This window comes from Burkholderia metallica (assembly GCF_001718555.1).
Lineage (GTDB): Bacteria > Pseudomonadota > Gammaproteobacteria > Burkholderiales > Burkholderiaceae > Burkholderia > Burkholderia metallica.
On the sequence record NZ_CP013402.1, the window covers coordinates 766,122 to 786,287 of the forward strand.

General features: G+C 63.6%; 19 protein-coding genes. 8 read left to right on the top strand and 11 right to left on the bottom strand.

What is annotated here, in order from left to right:
• Positions 1-118: 118 nt before the first annotated feature.
• Together WJ16_RS19280 and WJ16_RS19285 are read right to left on the bottom strand one after the other, a co-directional pair.
• Positions 119-1,363 (bottom strand): saccharopine dehydrogenase family protein, encoded by a 1,245-nt coding sequence (locus tag WJ16_RS19280; RefSeq protein ID WP_069258816.1) that lies wholly within the window; start codon positions 1,361-1,363, stop codon positions 119-121.
• 43 nt (positions 1,364-1,406) lie between these two features.
• Complete coding sequence (locus tag WJ16_RS19285; protein ID WP_069258643.1) at positions 1,407-2,324, bottom strand: acetoacetate decarboxylase; 918 nt, start codon at positions 2,322-2,324, stop codon at positions 1,407-1,409.
• A gap of 335 nt (positions 2,325-2,659) precedes the next feature.
• On the opposite strand from WJ16_RS19285, the gene WJ16_RS19290 reads away from it, so the two are divergent.
• The gene (locus WJ16_RS19290; RefSeq protein ID WP_069258644.1) at positions 2,660-3,367 is read left to right on the top strand and encodes an Imm50 family immunity protein; all 708 of its coding nucleotides are present in this window, start codon (positions 2,660-2,662) and stop codon (positions 3,365-3,367) included.
• Positions 3,368-3,491: 124 nt separating this feature from the next.
• Positions 3,492-3,899, top strand: a complete 408-nt coding sequence (locus WJ16_RS19295) for a DUF3224 domain-containing protein (RefSeq protein WP_069258645.1) — start codon at positions 3,492-3,494, stop codon at positions 3,897-3,899.
• A gap of 193 nt (positions 3,900-4,092) precedes the next feature.
• Here WJ16_RS19295 and WJ16_RS19300 read toward each other — a convergent pair whose 3' ends face one another.
• A complete protein-coding gene (locus tag WJ16_RS19300) occupies positions 4,093-5,331 on the bottom strand; it encodes an SfnB family sulfur acquisition oxidoreductase (RefSeq protein ID WP_069258817.1) in 1,239 nt (412 codons plus the stop codon).
• Positions 5,332-5,623: 292 nt separating this feature from the next.
• On the opposite strand from WJ16_RS19300, the gene WJ16_RS19310 reads away from it, so the two are divergent.
• Together WJ16_RS19310 and WJ16_RS19315 are read left to right on the top strand one after the other, a co-directional pair.
• The gene (locus tag WJ16_RS19310) at positions 5,624-6,895 is read left to right on the top strand and encodes an acyl-CoA dehydrogenase family protein (protein ID WP_069258647.1); all 1,272 of its coding nucleotides are present in this window, start codon (positions 5,624-5,626) and stop codon (positions 6,893-6,895) included.
• The gene (locus WJ16_RS19315; protein WP_069258648.1) at positions 6,892-8,286 is read left to right on the top strand and encodes an LLM class flavin-dependent oxidoreductase; all 1,395 of its coding nucleotides are present in this window, start codon (positions 6,892-6,894) and stop codon (positions 8,284-8,286) included. The genes WJ16_RS19310 and WJ16_RS19315 overlap by 4 nt, the downstream gene beginning before the upstream one ends.
• A 265-nt stretch (positions 8,287-8,551) precedes the next feature.
• Here WJ16_RS19315 and WJ16_RS19320 read toward each other — a convergent pair whose 3' ends face one another.
• The 7 genes from WJ16_RS19320 to WJ16_RS19350 all read right to left on the bottom strand — a co-directional run bounded on the left by WJ16_RS19320 (position 8,552) and on the right by WJ16_RS19350 (position 15,606).
• Positions 8,552-9,982, bottom strand: a complete 1,431-nt coding sequence (locus WJ16_RS19320) for an MFS transporter (protein ID WP_069258649.1) — start codon at positions 9,980-9,982, stop codon at positions 8,552-8,554.
• Positions 9,983-10,360: 378 nt separating this feature from the next.
• Positions 10,361-10,891: an OsmC family protein gene (locus tag WJ16_RS19325; RefSeq protein ID WP_069258650.1), complete on the bottom strand. Its 531-nt coding sequence runs from the start codon at positions 10,889-10,891 to the stop codon at positions 10,361-10,363.
• Between the two features lie 447 nt (positions 10,892-11,338).
• The gene (locus tag WJ16_RS19330) at positions 11,339-12,904 is read right to left on the bottom strand and encodes a methyl-accepting chemotaxis protein (RefSeq protein ID WP_069258651.1); all 1,566 of its coding nucleotides are present in this window, start codon (positions 12,902-12,904) and stop codon (positions 11,339-11,341) included.
• Between the two features lie 274 nt (positions 12,905-13,178).
• The gene (locus WJ16_RS19335; RefSeq protein ID WP_236858257.1) at positions 13,179-13,757 is read right to left on the bottom strand and encodes a VOC family protein; all 579 of its coding nucleotides are present in this window, start codon (positions 13,755-13,757) and stop codon (positions 13,179-13,181) included.
• Positions 13,758-13,928: 171 nt separating this feature from the next.
• A complete protein-coding gene (locus WJ16_RS19340; protein WP_157126819.1) occupies positions 13,929-14,519 on the bottom strand; it encodes a hypothetical protein in 591 nt (196 codons plus the stop codon).
• 188 nt (positions 14,520-14,707) lie between these two features.
• A complete protein-coding gene (locus WJ16_RS19345; RefSeq protein WP_069258654.1) occupies positions 14,708-15,181 on the bottom strand; it encodes an RES family NAD+ phosphorylase in 474 nt (157 codons plus the stop codon).
• Positions 15,178-15,606: an antitoxin Xre/MbcA/ParS toxin-binding domain-containing protein gene (locus WJ16_RS19350; RefSeq protein ID WP_069258655.1), complete on the bottom strand. Its 429-nt coding sequence runs from the start codon at positions 15,604-15,606 to the stop codon at positions 15,178-15,180. The genes WJ16_RS19345 and WJ16_RS19350 overlap by 4 nt, the downstream gene beginning before the upstream one ends.
• Before the next feature lie 366 nt (positions 15,607-15,972).
• Here WJ16_RS19350 and WJ16_RS33485 point away from each other — a divergent pair, with 366 nt between their 5' ends.
• From WJ16_RS33485 to WJ16_RS19355, 4 genes are all read left to right on the top strand, one after another.
• Complete coding sequence (locus tag WJ16_RS33485; protein WP_084636074.1) at positions 15,973-16,848, top strand: ParA family protein; 876 nt, start codon at positions 15,973-15,975, stop codon at positions 16,846-16,848.
• The gene (locus tag WJ16_RS34930) at positions 16,845-17,345 is read left to right on the top strand and encodes a hypothetical protein (RefSeq protein ID WP_157126820.1); all 501 of its coding nucleotides are present in this window, start codon (positions 16,845-16,847) and stop codon (positions 17,343-17,345) included. The genes WJ16_RS33485 and WJ16_RS34930 overlap by 4 nt, the downstream gene beginning before the upstream one ends.
• A 6-nt stretch (positions 17,346-17,351) precedes the next feature.
• Complete coding sequence (locus tag WJ16_RS34935; protein ID WP_157126821.1) at positions 17,352-18,059, top strand: hypothetical protein; 708 nt, start codon at positions 17,352-17,354, stop codon at positions 18,057-18,059.
• Between the two features lie 441 nt (positions 18,060-18,500).
• The gene (locus WJ16_RS19355) at positions 18,501-19,409 is read left to right on the top strand and encodes a S1C family serine protease (protein WP_157126822.1); all 909 of its coding nucleotides are present in this window, start codon (positions 18,501-18,503) and stop codon (positions 19,407-19,409) included.
• Positions 19,410-19,442: 33 nt separating this feature from the next.
• Here WJ16_RS19355 and WJ16_RS19360 read toward each other — a convergent pair whose 3' ends face one another.
• A complete protein-coding gene (locus tag WJ16_RS19360; protein ID WP_069258657.1) occupies positions 19,443-20,144 on the bottom strand; it encodes a TetR/AcrR family transcriptional regulator in 702 nt (233 codons plus the stop codon).
• Positions 20,145-20,166 lie beyond the last annotated feature (22 nt).

The window sequence follows — 20,166 nt, forward strand, 5'->3', positions numbered from 1 at the left end:
CAGGCTCGGGGCGACCGGCCGCGCAACACCCGCTTCCGGCATCCCTCAATATTGATTCGCAATCCGATATTTACCGGCTTCCTGTCGAATGACGAGTAACGAGTAACGGCACGCGCGCTCAGATCACCTCGAAACGCAACCCCGCGTGACGAACCAGCCGCTCGATGTAGCGCGCGTCGAACATCGTCGCGGGCGTCCAGAAGCCGCCGCCGCGACCGATCTTCACGCCGTCGTCCGCGCAATCCAGTGCGAGGCTGATCGCGGCCTGGCCGAGCATCTTGCCGGTGGAACCGTAGCCCGGGTCGCGGTCGCCGGTGACTTTCACGCGCAACGTGCGCCCGTCGTCGGCGCGGCCGAAGAATCGCAGGTCGTAGCGGCCGGCCAGTTGCGCCGCCGGGCTCGGCCCCTCGCCGGGCTTCGGCAGCAGGAAGCGCTCCATCAGGCTGCGCACCGGCTTGACGAGCACGCCGACCATGAACGCGCCGAGGCCGGCCACCATCGTCACCGCGGTCAGGCGGCCCTTCAGGCCCGCGCCCGTCATCATCGCTTCGTCATACGTGAAGCGGCTGCCGTACGCGTTGCCGGCCAGCGCGTTGGAGCGATGCACGACGCGCTCGTTGATCGCCGCCATCACGAACGGCGCGATCCACGCATCGAAGTCGCGATCGAATTCGGCGGATCGCACCGCATGCTGGCGTACCGTGAAGCCGTGCCCCTTCGGGCACAGCGCATAAGGATCGAGCAGTGCGCGGCGCAGGGCGGGATCGGCCGCCGCTTCCCGAACGACGTTGATCACGCTCGCCACCGTGCCGCCCGACGCGCCGCCCTTCAGCGTCCTGACGCGCATCTTCACCTGCGCGGCCGGTGCGCCCCACTGCTGCCGCGCCTGTTGCTGCAGGAAGAACACGCCCATGTCCGACGGCACCGAATCGAAGCCGCAGCAATGGACGATTCGCGCACCGGATTGCCGGGCCGCCGGCTCGTACTTGTCGATCATCCGCTTGATCCACTGCGTCTCGCCGGTGAGGTCGCAGTAGTCGGTGCCGGTTTCCGCGCAGATCCTCACCAGCGGCTCCCCGTAAAGCGCATACGGGCCGACGGTGGACACGACCACGCGCGTCTGCGCGCAGAGCGCCCGCAGCTGCGCGTCGTCGGCCGCGTCCGCCACGATGATCGGCACGGCCTCCCCGGCCGCGCCTAGCGACGCCCTGACCTGCCGGAGCTTCGCTTCGGACCGCCCGGCGATGGCCCAGCGCAGCGTCTCGCCGGCGCCCGACAGGTACTCGCACAGGTAGCGGGCGAGGATCTGCCCGACGAAACTGGTGGCGCCAAATACGACGAGATCGTGGGTCGGCCGGTTCATGAGCGATTCCTCGGGCATGGGCGTAGCGCGGATATGCGTGGTGTCAGCGTTGCTTTGCGGATTCATCGAACGCCTTCAAAGGGGTCGGCAGGTTCAGGACCAGCTGCGCGTCCTTCACCACGTCGAGACGCAGGATGGTGGACGCGCCGAGCCCGTCGAGCAACTGGCTCAGCGGGCCGCCGTGGCGCACGAGCTCGACGTTGCGCGGCAACAGGCGCTGGGCGAACGATAGCGTATTCGTCTGCACGGATGTCTGGTGCCATTCGCCGTCGATGCGATTGATCATCGTCGATGTGCCCATGTGCGACTGCGATGCAACATCGGTCAGCCCCGGCATCGGCACGCTCAGGCTCAGGTCGGGTCGGCGGTCCGGGCCCGCGATGCGGGCGCGCGCGGTGGCGCCGAGGTGCACGTCGATATCGGCGAGCCACTTGGGCAATTGATAGCCGTGCACGCCGCGCACCCGCGCGATTTCCGTGGTGACGGGCAGCGCGAGCACGTGCGCGAAGAAGCTGCGGCGCCGCATCGAATCGATCAGCTCGAGCGCGTGCGACCCGGTCGCGGCGGGCCGGCGGATCACCACCGCGACCGACACTTCGTCATACGAATCGTTGTCGCAGACCGAATACGAGAAGAAGGTCAATGCGACCAGCCCGTATCCGGGAAACGCGCGCAGCGGTTCGAGCGGCGCCGGCAACGTGGCCCGCAGACGTTCGAGCGGCGCGAGGAACAACAGCTGGATGCTGCTGGAACGGTAGTAGAAATTCGGCGCCCAGGTCGGGCCCACTCTCGACACGACCTGACGCTTCGGAATCCGACGGAAAAAATCGATGTTTCCCGCCGCGGGATCGCGCGCCACTTCGTCAAGATCGGGATTCATCCGGAACCGGTCGTAGTACCCACCTTCGGGCACGCCGACCTGGTGGGGACCGAATTCGACCTGTGTCAACCGCCTGTCCATGCTCGTCGCCTCTCGTCGATGATCGACCGTGGCAGGCCACACCCGAAGCCCGCTGACTCACAGCCGTCTGCCGACACTCTAAGGTTGAAGTCAACTTAAAGGTCAAGGCTCGAAATAGAGGGGTGAGTCGGATTGCGTTCGCCATCGCCGCCGATCGCCGCTTCGCATCGCCCTCTGCGAGCGATTGACAGCCGCTGGCAGACGGCCGACAGTTCCGGCATTGCTGCTCGAACGTGTTGAACGGAATGCCGGGCCCCGGTTGCCACGAACGCGAATGGCACCCGCGGCCAACACGGCGCCGACGGACTGCCAGCCAACGATACCGAGAGAACAATATGCAGCTTCAGTCAAACTACTCCAACACGTTCAGGTACGTTCGGAAGAATGCACGCCAGCTGCCGTACGACATCGGCTACTACCTGACCCCGCGTGCCGACGGGACGATCATCGTCGGTTACGAGATCGTGCAGGCGTCGCACAACGGTCGCCTCGGCTGTGGCGCGACCACGCTCGATTTCCGGGGCTCGCTCGAAGAAGCGGAACGGTACTTGATCAGGAAACTCGAAACGATGGTCGAGGATTTGCCGGAGTCGTGGGAATCGGATCGATACAGAAACCGCAAGGAGACGGACGAGAGCGCGGTCGGGCATGCATGGCTGATACGCAGCGTCTTCGGTTACTGGCCGACGTTTCACGATGCCGAGGTGCTGGCCCTCGCGCTGCGCCGGGTCAACGCGAACGGTGGCTGGCGTACCGACATGGAACTCACGATCCGTCACGAGGGGCAAGACAATCCGACATGGAACGGGCCGCAAACGCCTTGCCGGATTACGTTCCGGTTCGAGGCGGTGGAGGGAAGCGAGCTCACGACCGAAAACGTCACTTACCCGTCATGGATTTACGATCTACGGTTTTCTCACTGTGACGATGGTCGCATCCAGATCGACCTGAATCCTTTAACCGGCTTCGATATCCTGCTCTACTGCCGCGCCGCGACCGTGATCCGTATCGAGCCGGGCGCGTCGGACGACAGCGGTATCTGAAAGCGGCGCCGTCGAGAAAGCGCTGCAACCGATCGCGACGAATCATCGCCAGACGCGACGCGGCGATGTTTTTGAACCCGGTTGGCTTATAGTGCGGAGTGCCGATTCGACGAGGAGCGCTGCCATGACACGGCTGGCCAATGGTCCGTTTGAAGTGAAGCTGAATCCGGAATCGCTGAGTACCGTCGCCGAGCAATCCGGGCTCGGCCGCATGTCGCTGGACAAGCACTATCACGGCGACCTCGAAGCCGTCAGCCACGGCGAGATGCTCGCGTTTCGAAGCAGCGTCCAGGGCTCGGCGGGCTACGTGGCGATGGAAACCGTGCAAGGCGTGCTGGACGGCCGCCACGGCAGTTTCGTCCTGCAGCACAGTTCGACGATGACCCGCGGGCAGCCGCAGCAGTCGATCACCGTCGTGCCCGATTCCGGCACGGGAGAATTGCTGGGGCTCGCCGGCTCGATGATCATCGACCTCGACAACGGCCGGCATGCGTACCGCTTCGACTACACGCTGCCCGACTCGCCTGGGTAAAGCGATTCACGGGAATGCGGCTGCTCGATGGCGTCGCCATGCGCGCGCCGTGACGTCTACGCAACGCCCGATCCCCGGCACGCTTGCTTCGACGGCACGATCAGGTTCGCCCATGATCGCGTGAATGCGTTCGACTACGGCACGGCGACGCGCTCACCCGTCGCCGTGCCGTAACGCCCGAATCGCCACGCGCTCAATTCCACGCATGACGCGCGGGCCGCACACCGTTCAGGTAATAGTTGCCGACAAGGTGATATTTCCAGCGCACCGGATCGTGCAGCGTATGCGTGCGTGCATTGCGCCAGTGCCGGTCGAGGTTGTGCTCGGCCAGCGTCGACTGCGTGCCCGCCAGTTCGAACAGCTTCTCGCCCGCCAGCAGCGCGACTTCGGTCGTCAGCACCTTCGCCTCGCCCACCGCCACCGACGCACGCGCGACGTCGTCCTCGGTCACGTCGCCGCGTGCCGCGATCTCGTCGAGCGTGCGCGCCGCGCGCTCGAGCAGCGCCTCCGCCGCATGCAACTGGATGTGCAGATGGCCGATTTCGCGAATCGTCAACGGATCGTCGGCCGCCTGCTCGACGCCGCTGTCGACCCACGGCCGCGTGCGCGTGCGCACGAACGCGAGCGTATCGTCGAGTGCGGCTTTCGCGATACCCGCGTCGATCGCGGCCTGGATGATCTGCGACAGCGGGCCGTTCAGCGTCGGCAGATCCGACACGCGCTGGGCCGGCAGCACGTGCGACGCGGGCACGCGCACGTTGTCGAGCACGACGGTGCCGCTCGCGGTGGTGCGCTGCCCGAAGCCCGACCAGTCGTCGATCACGGTCAGCCCCGGCGACGGCTGGCGAATATACGCGAGCCACGCGCGACGCTCGTCGTCGAGGCCGAGCACCGGCACGTAGTGCGCGAACAGCGCGCCGGTCGAATAGAACTTCGTGCCGTCGACGACGTAGTCGTCGCCGTCGCGCCGCACGCGCGTCTTCAGGTCGAGCACGTGCTTCGTGCCCTTCTCCGAAAAACCGTTACCGAACCGCTTGCCGCTCAGCACTTCCGAAAAGAAGTGACGCTTTTGCGCGTCGGTGCCAGTCAGCGCGATCACGTCGACCAGCCCGAAATGATTCTGCGGCAACTGCCCGAGCGACGGATCGGCCGCCGCGACGATCTTCACCACCTCGGTCAGCGTCACGTGCGACACGCCGGCACCGCCGTACGCTTTCGGCACGGTGATGGCCCACAGCCCCGACTGCGAGAACCATTCGATCTCGTCACGCGGCAGCCGGCGCTCCCGGTCGCGCTCGGCCGCACCTTGCGCGAGCCGCTGCGCAAGCGCATGCGCGGCCGCAATCGCCTGCGCGTCGTCGGCGATCACATGGGCCGCTTGCGATTGCGTATCGGCCGGCCGTTCCTGGATCGTGGCGCTCGTCGGTGACATCGGGCTCTCCTGCTGATTGTCGGAAACGTTCAATCTAGCAGCGCCTCACGTGCCGGCAAACCGATCGATTCGCACAACGATATTCCCGCGAACGACAAGCGATGCGATGTGCCGCCCGGCACGAACCGCGCGTCAACGGCGACATCGACGCCGCTGCATCGATGCGACACCACGTCGCCCGCGTAATGCGCGATCGCGATAACGATGTACGAATCCGTTATTGGATCGTCCGCGGCGCGCTTCCTATACTGGCCTGCCGGCATCGACGGCCCTGCCTTTCAAGGACTACCGCATGACTTCGTCTCCCGCAGTATCCGAACTTTCCACCGGCACCGACTACGACGCGCTGGCCAGCCGCTTCCGGCCGATCTTCGACCGCATCGCGGCCGGCACCGCGGAACGCGAACGCCGCCGCGAACTGCCGCACGACGCGATCGGCTGGCTGAAGGCCGCCGGCTTCGGCGCCGTGCGGCTGCCGGTACGCGACGGCGGCGCCGGCGCGTCGGTGCCGCAGCTGTTCCGGCTGCTGACCGAACTCGCGGCCGCCGATTCCAATCTGCCGCAGGCGTTGCGCGGGCACTTCGCGTTCGTCGAGGACTGGCTGAACGCGCCGCCCGGCGCCGACCGCCAGACGTGGTTCGACCGTTTCGCGAGCGGCCAGCTCGTCGGCAATGCATGGACCGAAACCGGCGACGTGGCGCTCGGCCAGACCGTCACGCAGGTGTCGAACAAGAATGGCCGGCTCGTGCTGAACGGCCGGAAGTTCTACAGCACCGGCAGCCTGTTCGCCGACTGGATCGACGTGTTCGCGCAACGCGCGGAAGACGGCGCCGACGTGATCGTCGCCGTCGCGACCGCGCAGCCCGGCGTGATCCGCGAGGACGACTGGGACGGCTTCGGCCAGACGACGACCGGCAGCGGCACCACGCGCTTCGAGGACGCGGCGGTCGACGCGCGCGACGTGATCGACTTCGCGCGACGCTTCAAGTACCAGACCGCGTTCTACCAGCTCTTCCACGTCGCGACGCTGGCCGGCATCGGCCACGCGATCGTGCGCGACGCGGGCGACCTGGTGCGCCGCCGCACCCGCGTCTATAGCCACGGCAACGCCCCGCGCGCGGCCGACGACGCGCAGTTGCAGCAGGTGATCGGCGAGATCGCGTCGTGGGCCTATGCGGCCGACGCGCTCGCGCAGCGCGCCGCGCAGCCGCTGCAACGGGCGTACGAAACGCACTTCGGCGGCGACGCGGCGGCCGAGCACGAGGCGAACGTCGCGGCCGAGATCGAATCCGCTCAGAGCCAGCTCGTCGTGTCGGAACTCGTGCTGCGCGCGGCCACGCGCCTGTTCGACGCGCTCGGCGCGTCCGCGACCCGCAGCACGACGGCGCTCGACCGCCATTGGCGCAACGCGCGCACCGTGTCGTCGCACAATCCGCTCGTGTACAAGGCGCGCATCGTCGGCGACTGGGTCATCAACGGGCGCACGCCGCCGTTCGTGTGGCAGGTCGGCAACGGCGCGGGCACGGGTGCGGGCACGCAGGCGGAAACGGAGGCCGCGCGATGAGCAAGTCGATCCGCTTCAATGCGTTCGAGATGAACTGCGTGGGCCACCAGTCGCCCGGGCTGTGGGCCCATCCGCGCGACCGCTCGTGGCAGTACAAGGATCTCGACTACTGGACCGACCTCGCGCGCGTGCTCGAACGCGGGATCTTCGATGCGATCTTCATCGCGGACGTGATCGGCTATTACGACGTCTACAAGGGCAGCAACTACCACGCGCTGCACCAGGCCGCGCAGATCCCGGTCAACGATCCGCTGCAGCTCGCCGCGCCGATCGCTATGGCGACCGAGCATCTCGGCATCGGCATCACTGCGTCGACGACGTTCGAGCATCCGTACACGTTCGCGCGCCGGCTATCGACCGCCGACCACCACACGAAGGGCCGGCTCGCCTGGAACATCGTCACGTCGTACCTCGAAAGCGGCGCGAAGAACATCGGCGATCACGGCTTGCGCACGCACGACGACCGCTATGCGGTCGCGGCCGAATACGTCGAGGTGCTGTACAAGCTGTTCGAGGGTAGCTGGGAAGACGGCGCGGTGGTCCGCGACCGCGACGGCCGCGTGTTCACGCACCCGGAGAAGGTGCACGAGATCGGCCACAAGGGGCGCTTCTTCGACGTGCCCGGCTACCACCTGTGCGAGCCGTCGCCGCAGCGCACGCCGGTGCTGTTCCAGGCCGGCGCGTCCGGGCCCGGCAAGGCGTTCGCCGCGCAGCACGCGGAATGCGTGTTCGTCGCCGCGCCGACCCGCCCGCAGCTCGCGCGCTACGTGGCCGACGTGCGCGCGCAGGCCGCGGCCGCCGGGCGCGACGCGAGCAAGGTGCTGATCTACAACCTCGTCACCGTGATCGTCGACGAAACCGACGAGAAGGCGCAGGCGAAGTTCGACGAATATCGCCAATACGTGTCGTACGACGGCTCGCTGGTGTTCATGTCCGGCTGGACCGGCATCGACTTCGGCCAGTACGCGCCGAACGATCCGGTCCGCCGTGTCGAAACGAATGCGATCGTGTCGGCAGTCGAACACCTGGCGGGCGGCGACACCGCGTGGACGATCGAGGCGCTGGCGGCCTGGGGCGGGATCGGCGGCCTGGGCCCGGTTTTCGTCGGCTCGGCGGCAACCGTCGCGGACATCCTGCAGGAATGGATCGCCGCCACCAACGTGGACGGCTTCAACCTCGCGTATGCGGTCGCGCACGAAACCTTCGAGGACGTCGTGCGTTATCTCGTCCCCGAACTGCAGCGGCGCGGCGTGTATCCGACCGGCTATGCGCCGGGCACGCTGCGCGAGAAACTGTTCGGCGGCTCGGCGCGGTTGCCGGACGAGCATCCTGCCGCGCAGTTCCGCGACATCGAGCAGGTCAAGCGCGCGGCCGAACGCGCGGCTGCCTGAGCGTCACGCAATCGCGGCGGCTGGCCGGCTCCCGTGCGGGCCGGCCGGCTTCGCGATCAACCGCAACCGGCGCGCCGGCACGCCGCCCAACCCTCTCCCGCCTCCAATTCGAAACGACGCTGCGCCGATGCGCGTTCTGCTGCCGCATGCTCGCGCATCGACTGCGCAAACCTTGCGGTTACACCAACGACAACGCGCGCGTCGAACGACGCGCGCGCTTTCCTTTCACACGATTCCGGACGACGACGGGCGATCCCGCCCGCGTTCACGCCACGCCGTCGTCGTCGTCGATATCGCGTGCGGTCGGCTCGTAACGCACGATCAACAGGAACACGATCGGCGTCGCGGCGCTGATCGCGACGACCCAGAACATGTCCGTGCCGAGCCGTGCCTGCAGGATCGGCAGCACGAACAGCGCGAGCGCCTGACCGATCCCGCACAGCGAACGTCCGAAGCCGACACCGGTGCCGCGGATCGTCGCCGGATACGACAGCGTCGGATAGATCATCATCTGCGCGCCGGGTCCGAACCCTTCCGCGAACAACCAGGTGCCGAGCATCAACAGCACGAAGCCGATCGCAAGCGCGCCATGCGGATGTCCGGCCAGCGCAAGCGCCACGAGCGCGACGAACTGGAGCGCGAAACCGGCGATCGCGACATGACGCGACGCGTGCCGATGGGCGAGATGCATGCCGAGCAACCCGCCGGTAAACGCGAACAACACGTTCAACGCGAGCGACGCGGCGATCGTTTCGAACACGCCCGCACCGAGAAACTGCGACAGGATCGACGGCAGGAAAAAGGCGATCGCCGTGTATTCGAACGGAATGCACAGGTTCATCACGCTGGCGACGATCGTGCGCCCCAGGTACGGGCGCTGGAACAGCACGCGAATGCGCACGGGCGGCTGGCTCGGCGTGCGTCGGGCGTCCTCCGCTTCGTGCGCGTGAATCCCGTACGACTCGCGCAGGATTCTCGCGGCATTCGCGAGGTCGCCCTGGTTCGCGGCCCACAGCGGCGACTCGTTCATGAAGCGGTTCCTGAACAGGATGATGACGAGGGCGGGCACCGCGCCGAAGATCAGCGACGCGCGCCACAGCCATCCCGCATGCTCGGCGGGCAGCAGGAAATACAGGCCGAAGATCAGCAGGAAGCAAACCGACGACGCCACGTACCACATCGGGCACCACGCCGCGAGCCGCGACGCCTTGTTGCCGCGGCCGTTGAACTTCGAGAATTCCGCGAGAAACGCCATCGCGACGGGCAGGTCGATGCCGACGCCGAGCCCCATCACGAAGCGTGCGCCGATCAGCACCCAGACGTTCGGCGCGAGCCCGGCCGCGATGGCCGCGACCACGAAGAACAGCATGTCGGCCATGAACACCTGATAGCGGCCGATCCGGTCGGTCAGCCAGCCGCCGATCAGGCTGCCGAAGATCGTGCCGATCATGATCGCCGATCCGACCAGCCCGGTCAGCGTGGGCGTCAGGCCGAACTCGCGCGCCACGTCGTCGATTCCGTACGACAAGGTCGTCAGATCGTATGCATCGAGAAAGACACCACCGAGCGCCAGCAGGACGATCATCCGCGCATGGCTGACCGAACTGTCCACCGTGTTGATCAGGCGCGCGACGTCGCTTGCCGAGCGGATGGGCGAGGAAACCGGGGAGAGGGCCTTGATATCGATCGAACTCATCGCATTCCTTAATTTCATGACAGGATGAGCGGCGACGCCGTCGCGCTCCGCGCAGCACGCATTCTGTTCTCCCGGTCCCGCGATCCCAAGCGATATAAACCGATAAATTAATCGGCCCGCGTCATAAAGTTGCTCGCCGCCCGCGCTTGGCAGCAACGTGCATGTTCAATCGCGGATTGCTTCGTGCGTGTTTCGCCAACGCTTCGCTATTCGACGTCGCGCGGCCGAAGCGATCCGTCGCTGGCGGTTCTGTGCGCGGCTGCTGGACGTATTCCAGCAACTTCAGGATCGTGCCAACGGGGTGCACAGGGTATCGAGTGAGTTAGTTCACGCCGCGACACCGTCGCATGCTGCGATGCGCCGGTGCGCCGACGTACGTCAACCTTGCGTATGCCGCAATTCGCCGTCGATCGTCTGCGGCAGTTTCAGCAGGTTGAAGATCGGGCACACGGCCTCGACCGCCTGATGCAGCGCACGAATCGTCTCCGGCGGTTCCGGCGACACGATGTCGAGCGTGTAGCGGAGGTTGTGCGGGAACACCGGCACATGCTCGAAGCCCGGTTGCTGCGCGAGCGGATGCTGGTCGCCGGTCACCTCGACCTTGATCGAGTCGATCTTCAGGCCGCGCTCCGCGGCCTGAATCAGCGTGATGTGCGTGAGGCAACTGCCGAGCACGCCGAGCTGCAGCTCAGGCGATGCCGGCCCGAGGTCGTAGCCCGCGAAATCGGGCGGACTGTCGCTGATCACCTGGAAATCGCGAATGCGAATTTCCCGCACGCCGCTGCGGCCCAGCGCGCGCACGGTCGCCTTCAGCGGCGTGGCCTTCAGATCCGGGTGGCTGCGGGCGGCGTCCAGTTTCGCGCGCCACGCGTCGCGCTTCTGTCGGAGATAGTCGTTCAGTGTCGTCATATCGGGCCGGTACGGTCGCAATGAACGGCCGCGCAAGCGCGGCCGATTGAGGGAGCGTTTCATGCTATTGCGTTCCGCGACGGCCGCTAAACGATCTTTTCGGCAAAGCAAATCGCGGCGCGCGATGTCACGTCGCGACATGCGCGATTCGGGATCGCCGGCACCCGGTTACCACACCGCAAGTTATCCACAATTTCCGTGCATAACCCTGTGGAGAACTTTGTGACCAATGCGCTCCAGCGTCGGCCGACGCGCACGGCTGCGCGGCCGTCGCCGCTTCGCGCTCACGACACCCCCCGACAGCGTCGCATCGGGTCCGGCGATCGTCCCGATCCCCTGCTTCACCGAACCGGTGCACGGATCGCATCGTGACCGGCAGCCGTGACTTGCGCACCGCAAACGTGCGCCCGGCTCGACGATCCGGCGCCTCACGCCCGCACCGGAATGTCACGCGAGCGCCGCATCACGCAGACGGAACTGCGCGACCGCCACGCTCAGCCGCGCGCCCTGTTCGTCGAGCGACAGCGCCGCGGCCGCCGCCTCCTCGACCAGCGCGGCATTGCGCTGCATCGTCTGCTCCATCTGGATGACCGCCGCGTTCACCTGCTCGATGCCCGACGACTGCTCTTCGAACGCGTTGCTGGTTTCGCTCATGATCAAGTTGACGCGCTCGACCGCGGCGACGAGCTCGGTCATCGCCGAGCCGGCCCGTGCGACGAGGCCGCTGCCGTCTTCGACACGCTGCGCGGATTGGCCGATCAGCTCGCGGATTTCCTTCGCCGCCGACGCGCAGCGCTGCGCGAGGCCGCGCACCTCGGTCGCGACGACCGCGAAGCCGCGCCCCTGCTCGCCCGCGCGCGCGGCTTCGACGGCCGCGTTCAACGCGAGGATGTTGGTCTGGAACGCGATGCTCTCGATCACGCCGACGATGCCGGAGATCCGCGCGGAGCTGTGCGAGATCTCCGACATCGTCTCGACGACGCGCTGCATCGCGTCCCCGCCGCGCGACGCGATGGCCGCCGCGCCTTCGACATAGGTGCGCGCATCGCGCGCGTTGTCCGCGTTCTGGCGCACGGCCGCCGTCAGTTGCTCGACGCTCGCCGCCGCCTGTTGCAGCGATACGGCTTGCTGCTCCGTGCGCGCCGACAGGTCGACGTTGCCGCTCGCGATCGTGCGGACGTCGCCGACGATCGTCTCCGTGCTCGCGCGCACCTGGTTCACGGTATCGACGAGGCCGTCCTGCATCCGCTTCAGCGCATGCAGCAGATAGGCCATCTCGTTGTCGCCGGGCACGACGATCGTGCCGGTCAGGTCGCCTTTCGAGATCTTGTCGAACTGGCCGACCGCGAGATGGATCGGTTCGATGATCGCCTTCGCGAGCACGCGCTGCGTGAAGAAGCCGACGACGAGCGCGAGTGCCGCGACCGCCGCCATCCCCCACACGATCCGGTGGAAATTCACGCCGGCCGCGTCGTAGCGCGCCTTTTCGCGTGCAACCTGGAACGTTTCGAGCGCGTCGATCGCCGCCTGGTACGCGGCGAACAACGCGGGTGGCACATTGCGTTGCGTGTCGAGGAAGCCGAATGCGTCGTCGCCGTCGAGTTGCGACAGCGCCTTCAGGAACACGCCGTCGAGCAGCGCCCGGCGGTGACGCTGCAGCGTGTCGAACAGCGCCTGCTCGTCCGCATTGCGCGCGTGCAGGCGCGTATAGGCGTCCAGTTCGTCGTTGCTCTGCTTGAGGAGCGTGTGGAGCGCCGCGATCTCCTCCTTGCCCGAGTGGCCGGCGCTGATGATCTGCGCGACGTCGCTCATGCGTTCGCGCAGCACGAGCATCCGCTCGGAACTGGTCTTCAGGTGCAGCAGCGATGCGGTGTCGTCGCGATACATCGCCTCGAGCGACCCGTTGCCCGCGTAGAGGGCCGCGATGCTTGCGGCGACCACCAGTACGAGCAGCACGGTATAGCCGGCGATGGTCGCGACGAGACCACCACGGATAGTGAGTTGTTTTCGCATGACGTTCCCTTGCCCCGGCCGGGCACGGCCAGCGGCGGATGTGGATTCCGGATCACGAACGACGCGCGCCGCGTCGCAACACGGGGCGCATGGGCTGCGAACGGGTTAACGGCGGCGGGAACGGGAAGGTTTTATCTGTACGCGACGTGGATCTTGACGATTGCGACAGAGGAACGGGCAAGCTGTGCCTGACTCATGCACCAAGCAGTACCAACGATCGCCTGGAAGGATTGTCGGGCGCGCTGCACGGCAAGCGACGTGCGCCGACGGGTGCCTAGCCGCCGCCGGCCAGCCTTGCACGGATCTCGTCGACCGGGAGGTCGCGCTGATGCGTGGCGATCTGCCAACGATTTCCCCACGGATCCTGCACCATCGCCCGCCGGTCGCCGTACGGCAGGTCGGCCGGCGCTTCGAGCGAAATCGCATGCGCCGCGAGCGCGCGCTGATAAACCCGATCGGCATCCTCGACGTAGACGTACAGAAACGCGGGCATCGGATCGCGCAGGCCGTCTTCGCCGCTGATCATCACGACGGAATCGCCGATCCTGATTTCGGCGGGCAGCCCCGGCCGGAACGCGCCCTGCGCGTGAAATACCGCGCGAACGAACTCGATCAGGTTATGCGGATCGGGCACGACGATCCGCGGCGTGACGGTGTGCCATCCGTCGGGCTGGAATTTGACCATGTCGGGCCACCTCCGAAGCGAATCCGGCAGATATTGTCGTCCCGGCATCCGAAGTCTGCAACGGGTCTTCCACGGCCGCCGCCCGCTTCGATCGACGATGAAGCGTGTCGCATCGACCCGGGTCGACGATCGGTGCGGTTTCCGCCCGGTCGGCGCGTGTGGCCCCATACCTTGAGCGAATGATGCGATTCACTTGCCGGGGCCCGGCCGGGATTCGAAGTCAACGACGCAAGTTGATAAATTTATTCCGGACACGTGCGAGTTGACGTCATTGCTTTGGCAAGTCCGTCAATAAAGTCGTCAACTCGTGGCCCGAGCGCTTTGATCTACGAGCGCGGACTACTTGCTACGAGTAAACGTGCTTCCGTTGTACCGGTACTCGCGCGTCGCATTACCGGCGTCGTCGATATTGGTCCAGGTAATCTTGAATCCAACCGGGTTCTCGAGCCACTCGATCGCGAGCCACGGCGACCGGTCGCCTCCGTTGTCATCGAGAGACACGCTGTGCAAACAGCTTTGTACCGGCATCGAATAGACCGGGGCCGCGGCGTTGCCGTTGACCTGCAGCGCATACAGCGTGCTCTCGTCGCCGGCACCGCAAAAGCCCATCGGTTGATTGCTCGACGATTGGTTGACGACCACCAGCACGAACTCTTTTCCGTCGCCTACCTTCGATATCGTCGACGGGAATCCGATGCCCGACGACGAGGCGACGGCCCGACGAAACGCCGTAGGCAACTTCACTGAAATTGTGCGGTGATGGGCCGTATCGACTTCAACCAGCCGTTTTCCATCTTCAGTCGGTCGGAACTGAAGTCCATTCGACAACCGAACCGAGGACGGCGCCTGTTCGCCCGCGAATGCGTTCACCCCGCCAGTGACAGCAACAGCAACGACACAACACTTAATTGCCGAATATATGATCGACATAGCGGATTCCGAAATATTTCCGTAGATGGTCTTGACGCGGACCGTCGACTTACCGGCCAGCGGACACCCGCCGCGCTTCGTGTGGGGAACTAGGTTGGAGTGCGAATGAATCCAAAAACAACGTCGTAGTCGTTCCCATCCCCAGGAGAAATGCGTCGAAACAAGGTTAGCCGACCACCAGCGGAAATCTATGATCGTCTGGCGGGCGGCGCCACAAAAAGTCGCTCGTCCCACACGACAGGTTGTGGATCCGTCACGACGATGCGTGCGGCGTCGGGATGTGCAGGATTCACCAATACGTTGCATTCCGCTCGAGCGACTACGGACGGCACGATCAAAATAGCGGTCCGTGATTCGGTAAGCCATGCGTCACCGAACTGACGTGCCGGCTGCTGCGCGGCCGAATCCCATCCCGCCGGTAGTGTGTCGGCGGACTGGCGTTCGACGAGAACATCGTCGGGAACCGTTGCTTCGACCCATCCGTGCGTCTTCGGCACCTTGCCGATTCGTGCATGCACGAGCACCTCGAGCATCGCGCCGGCAAAGGTCAGCGCTGCATAGATGACCGGCCGGCCCGGACTGTTGAAGCGGCCGCCAGCCAGCATCGCGCCGGTGCCGCTCCAGATCGTGTGTCGTGTGTCGGCGATGCGATACAACTTCATGCCGGCAACCCGTAGAACAGCTTCCAGAGCAATTCTTCGACTCGGCGCGCGCCGAGCTCCGTGAGCGCGACATCGAGAGGCGCCCTGCCCTCCAGTTCGGGGTGCGGCGTCGACAGGAATTCCCGCGCGTCCGCTTCGTCGTTCCAGACGTAGGTAGTCGTCGCGACGATACGGGCGAGGCGTTCGGTCTTCTCCGATTCGTCTCGCGTCAGTCGGTCGCGGCGGCGCTTGTAAGTGGCCTCGGGGATGATGCGAGCCAGCAACGCGCGCCGGGCGTCGGCACCTTGCGTCGCATGTTCGACGCCGGCACGCAGCGCAGATTTCGGCAGCCCGTCGCGCACGAGCGTCTCGAGCTCCGCAAGCGTATGCGGGACCGGCCGCAATTCCATGACCGCGGCGACGGCTTCAGGGGTGACGAGCGACATGACGACTCCCGAAAGGTATCAATTGATACTACATTATAGACCACATGATACCAGACGCAATTAGCGATGGCTACGTTCACGGCAGCGCGGGCAGAAGAGAAGTGGCACAGCCTATCGGGCGAGAATCGGCCACGTTCAGCCACTCGCCGTGGCGCTCATGGCGTCATGCGAGCGACCGCTCCGCACAGGAAACAAACGATCATCGGGGAGCGAACACCGAAAAATAAGCGTAGCGTCCAATGGACAACCGTTTTTTTCACATATTCGACCCCGATGAGTCCAGAATTTGCGAAAATTTGGGCGTCATGGTTCACTGCGCGCTACGGCCAGCTTGACCACTAAGAAAACAAATATCGGAGCGGACCTATGGGGCAAGTAGTAACTGTCATGAATATGAAGGGCGGCGTTGGCAAGACCACCGTTGCGATTCACGTCGCTGGCATGCTAACGCGCATGGTACGAACGGGCGCGCCTCCAGTGAAGGTGCTTGCGATCGACTACGATCCGCAGTTCAATCTTTCGCAAGCTTATCTGCCCGCTAAAACGTATTTTGATTTGGAAAAGCAACGGAAAACATCCATCTCGATTCTGTTGGAAGATGATTCCGATCTGAACCCGTACCAATTGCAGGTTCCGGGTAATCACAAACCGCCTCCTGTATCAACACTTGCAACTCGAGTCATGACGATGCACGGAGGAAATATTTTCGACATCATTCCATCAACATTGGATTTGATGTACGTCGCCTTGGGGCAAGCAAACGCGAACACGAAGCCGATCGAAGAGCGGTTTCAGAAATTCATAAATGAATGCCGTGAGCAGTATGATTATATATTCATCGATTGCCATCCTGCTGGCTCATTATTTACGAAAACAGCGCTGCAAAATTCTCAACATGTTTTAATACCAGTAAGCCCTCAAAAATTTTCGACTCGTGGCATTGGATTGATGATGGAATTTATTAGGGCAAAGGGCGGTGTTGGGCCAGCGGTAACTCCTCACATTTTATTTAATCTTGCTCCGCGAACGGGCATATCGAAGCAAGAATCCGAGATCCGCAGCAATCCCCGATATGGTAAATATTGCCTCGACAGAACTCTGAAAAAGTACAAGGCTTTCTCTGATCCGGAGGGTGGGAAGGGCTTTGTTTGGCACAGCAGTGCCTCTTATAGTACCGAAGCATATCATAACCTTCGCGCAGTTACTGCCGAGTTTATTTCAAAAATAGGCGCATCGAAATGAGCAAAAAGGATGTTCGCGACCGTCTGATTAGGATTTTCATTTCCTCTCTCTTAAAAGAGGAATTTTCTCAAAATGAACGCCGCATGGTTGTCAATATATTGCGCAGCCCTGACTTTGGCTTTGATTTTTCTGAGATAGTGGATACTGTTTACTCAGCAATAGAAGGCCGTGGAGCATGGTCGCGAGTAATGTTGAGCGCAGAGAAATCCGAGTCAGAGCGGGAAAATAGGAGCAATGCGCCAGAGGAGCTCCTTGACGAGATAATGCAGATCGTTAAGCGAAAACGGCTCAGCAAGGCAGCACTGCTGAATATTCTAAACAAGGTTGACGGCAGTGTGGCCAACAATCTATCCGCGGAGAGTAGCGTGACTAGAATAGTTGAGGCATTTTTCCTTCATTCATCGCGGGAGCAAAGGCACGAGCTATTTAATCTATTGGCCGGCGAAAAACGCGATGACGAGTATCTGAAAGGTATATCGGAAAGACATAATCGATAACAAAATATGCCATCCAAATACTTAAAGAATGCGCTCACGACTGTTGACTGGAATGAGAATGTAAAAACATTCATTTCCAATGATATGGCTGTCGAAAAAATTTCAAACGCGAGCCTGAGGATGGCTATATGGTCTAAGCAATTAGAGGCCGCCGATCAAGGAAATCCAGCCTTGAGCTTCGTTCGAGAAATGCAAACGGCAGGGCAACTAGTTGCCGCTAGCCTGTCGTTAGCGCTCTATCGAGCCGCAGCCGGTTCGATAAGAAGCATGCTGGAAAACGCACTCTACTATACGTTCTTTCGATGTCACGCGAAAGAATTGGAGACGCTTGTAAGAAATCCAAAATATTTCATAGATAAAAATGAAATAATTGATTTCCATAAAAACCATACAGTTGATTTTACGCAGTCGCAGCAACACTTGTCGCTCATTGGCGACCTTGAAACATGGTATAGCCTCATCTCGTCGATCGTCCACGGCCAGTTGCCAGGAATTTGGAACAATCAGACGGAGTTATCCAAAACCGCATACGATGTAAAAATCTTGGAATCTGCGGTCGATATATTCTGCAAAGGCGAGACTATTGTGCATCGCCTATTTTTATGCACGGTCGCGCGCGAACTATGGGACCATTTTTCACAAACTTCGAAGGATAAGTTGCTATCGGGATTGGACGGCAAGGCTAAGCTGATATTGAAGCTAGACGGACATTAACTGAATGGCGCCGTGATTGGTGACGCCGAGATATGGAAGATTCGTTGGGCCAAGTGAGGATTGTAACTTTTACGCCGAATGCGCGTTGGAGTCGAGCTCGATGCCAGTGCGGGTGATGTACGTAGTGTTTCGGGGACTGCGCTCGCCACGGTGACCTACCATCCGGAGGCCGGCTTGCGAGCGTCAGCAAACCAACCCGGGGCCGGCGCACTGCCACCTGCCCCCACGCGTCGGCTGCGGCCAGCAAGCCAGTGGAGACGGACGACGAATGGCCGCTCCGGTTTGCCACCTGCCGTAGTCCTCGCACGAGATCGAAAGGCTGTTGTGGGTCGTTCAGAGTCTTTCGCATCGCCCCATAACCGCGCTTTGCGGTCGTGTGTCGACCTCGAAGTCCGACTGAACTCACCATTAAAATAAGTTTCCATAAAAGGACATTCCGGGATGAAACGTGTTTTTGCATTGACCGCCGTGCTGGCGACGTCGTTATTGGCCGCACAGCCGACACTGGCGCAGGAAAAGGCCTCACCGCCCGTCTATACGTGGCTGTCCGAACGTTTCCCCGAAAACGTTCGTTACGATTCCCCCGTCTTGACCGTCGGCGATTCCGGGTTATCGGCGGCGCAAGGCATCGTCAACGCGCAATTGACGCTGATCCAGTCTCCGCAAGGCAACGATTCCATGCTGGGGCTCGCCGTCGCCTTTCATACGGCGGAGAAGCAGTATTTCAACACCGTGCGCGACTACGGGAAATTCGGCACCCGCTTTCGGCAACCGAAGATCCCGGTCGCGATTCCGACGCTGAACGGCGGCGGCTACGCCGACCCCGAGAACTGGAGCCCGGCCGCCGATGGCGGCAAGACGTGGCCCGTGAACGGCGGGGTCTTCATCATGCTCGATCGCCTCTATCTGAAGACCTACGAAGTCAGCGGGACCGACCTCGTGCTCAGCCTGTCGGACTACGACGCGCCCGACAACGCGTTCAGGATCCGGATTCCGGCCGCATATCTGTCGCGCTTTCTCGCCGGCGTTCCGAACGACCTCCACCTGGTGCCGCCGGACATGCTGAACCAGCCGACGACCTTCGGCGTGTATTTCGTGGAAATGGACGACCAGGAGCTGGCAGCGCTGAAAGTCCCCGGCGGCGCGGTGCGGATCGAAGGCGTGCTGCCGGGCGCCGTCGCCGATCGCGCCGGCCTGAAGAATTACGATCTGCTGATGCGGTTCGGCGATCGGCCGCTGAAGCGGATGGCCGACCTGGCGAACGCCGTGCATGCGACACCGAAGGGCACGGTGGTGCCGCTGACGGTCTGGCGCGATGCCACGGAGGTCAAGCTGCAGGCGCAGTTCTGAGCGATCGCCGCCGGGTGTGCGGCGACGCATGCGTCACGCGGGACCGTCGCTCGCGTCCCGAAACGCACCCCGGCTCATCGCATCGAGCTGCCGGACGATCTCCGCACGCAGGTCGTCGGCGATCTCGATGCTGTCGAGCAGCTTCGAAATCCACAGTCCGTCGGCAGCAAGCCGGCAGATCATCAGCGTCGCGGCCTGCTCGAGCGGCACGGGATCGGGGCGCGTCCATTCCCGCATCGGCACCGACCACCGCTCGCGCGTGTCCTGGTCGGTAATCATCGACGCGACCAGCACACGCAGCACGTCGGTACTCGCGGCCGGGTGCGATTCGTCGAGCACCGCGTGCATGTAGGCCCGCGCCGCCGCGCCGGCGCCGTCGGCATCCGCCGCCATCCGCGCGGCCATCTGCGCGGCGAACCGCTCGGTCGCCTGCCCGAACAGCGCATCCAGCAACCCCTGCTTGTTCGCGAAGTGATACTGCAGCGCGCCTTTGGTCACGCCGGCACGCTCGGCCACCGCGTCGAGCGTCAACGCGGCCACGCCCTGATGTGTCGCGATTTCCGATGCGGCCGCCAGCAACTGCGCGCGCACCTGGTCCGGCGCTTTTTTCCGGCGCACGCCGGCCGTGGCAACGGCAGCCGCCGACGATGCCGCGGACGCCCGCGCACCGGCCGCTCCGGCCGGCTCGACGGGCGCGGACGCATCGTGCGGCGCGGGTTCGAGGTGTTTTTTCATGGTGCGGATGGTAGCACCCGGC

Excerpts from the sequence above, each read along its gene's own strand:
- WJ16_RS19280 (WP_069258816.1), bottom strand. The coding sequence starts at position 1,363 with ATGAACCGGCCGACCCACGATCTCGTCGTATTTGGCGCCACCAGTTTC.
- WJ16_RS19285 (WP_069258643.1), bottom strand. The coding sequence starts at position 2,324 with ATGGACAGGCGGTTGACACAGGTCGAATTCGGTCCCCACCAGGTCGGC.
- WJ16_RS19290 (WP_069258644.1), top strand. The coding sequence starts at position 2,660 with ATGCAGCTTCAGTCAAACTACTCCAACACGTTCAGGTACGTTCGGAAG.
- WJ16_RS19295 (WP_069258645.1), top strand. The coding sequence starts at position 3,492 with ATGACACGGCTGGCCAATGGTCCGTTTGAAGTGAAGCTGAATCCGGAA.
- WJ16_RS19300 (WP_069258817.1), bottom strand. The coding sequence starts at position 5,331 with ATGTCACCGACGAGCGCCACGATCCAGGAACGGCCGGCCGATACGCAA.
- WJ16_RS19310 (WP_069258647.1), top strand. The coding sequence starts at position 5,624 with ATGACTTCGTCTCCCGCAGTATCCGAACTTTCCACCGGCACCGACTAC.
- WJ16_RS19315 (WP_069258648.1), top strand. The coding sequence starts at position 6,892 with ATGAGCAAGTCGATCCGCTTCAATGCGTTCGAGATGAACTGCGTGGGC.
- WJ16_RS19320 (WP_069258649.1), bottom strand. The coding sequence starts at position 9,982 with ATGAGTTCGATCGATATCAAGGCCCTCTCCCCGGTTTCCTCGCCCATC.
- WJ16_RS19325 (WP_069258650.1), bottom strand. The coding sequence starts at position 10,891 with ATGACGACACTGAACGACTATCTCCGACAGAAGCGCGACGCGTGGCGC.
- WJ16_RS19330 (WP_069258651.1), bottom strand. The coding sequence starts at position 12,904 with ATGCGAAAACAACTCACTATCCGTGGTGGTCTCGTCGCGACCATCGCC.
- WJ16_RS19335 (WP_236858257.1), bottom strand. The coding sequence starts at position 13,757 with ATGGGGCCACACGCGCCGACCGGGCGGAAACCGCACCGATCGTCGACC.
- WJ16_RS19340 (WP_157126819.1), bottom strand. The coding sequence starts at position 14,519 with ATGTCGATCATATATTCGGCAATTAAGTGTTGTGTCGTTGCTGTTGCT.
- WJ16_RS19345 (WP_069258654.1), bottom strand. The coding sequence starts at position 15,181 with ATGAAGTTGTATCGCATCGCCGACACACGACACACGATCTGGAGCGGC.
- WJ16_RS19350 (WP_069258655.1), bottom strand. The coding sequence starts at position 15,606 with ATGTCGCTCGTCACCCCTGAAGCCGTCGCCGCGGTCATGGAATTGCGG.
- WJ16_RS33485 (WP_084636074.1), top strand. The coding sequence starts at position 15,973 with ATGGGGCAAGTAGTAACTGTCATGAATATGAAGGGCGGCGTTGGCAAG.
- WJ16_RS34930 (WP_157126820.1), top strand. The coding sequence starts at position 16,845 with ATGAGCAAAAAGGATGTTCGCGACCGTCTGATTAGGATTTTCATTTCC.
- WJ16_RS34935 (WP_157126821.1), top strand. The coding sequence starts at position 17,352 with ATGCCATCCAAATACTTAAAGAATGCGCTCACGACTGTTGACTGGAAT.
- WJ16_RS19355 (WP_157126822.1), top strand. The coding sequence starts at position 18,501 with ATGAAACGTGTTTTTGCATTGACCGCCGTGCTGGCGACGTCGTTATTG.
- WJ16_RS19360 (WP_069258657.1), bottom strand. The coding sequence starts at position 20,144 with ATGAAAAAACACCTCGAACCCGCGCCGCACGATGCGTCCGCGCCCGTC.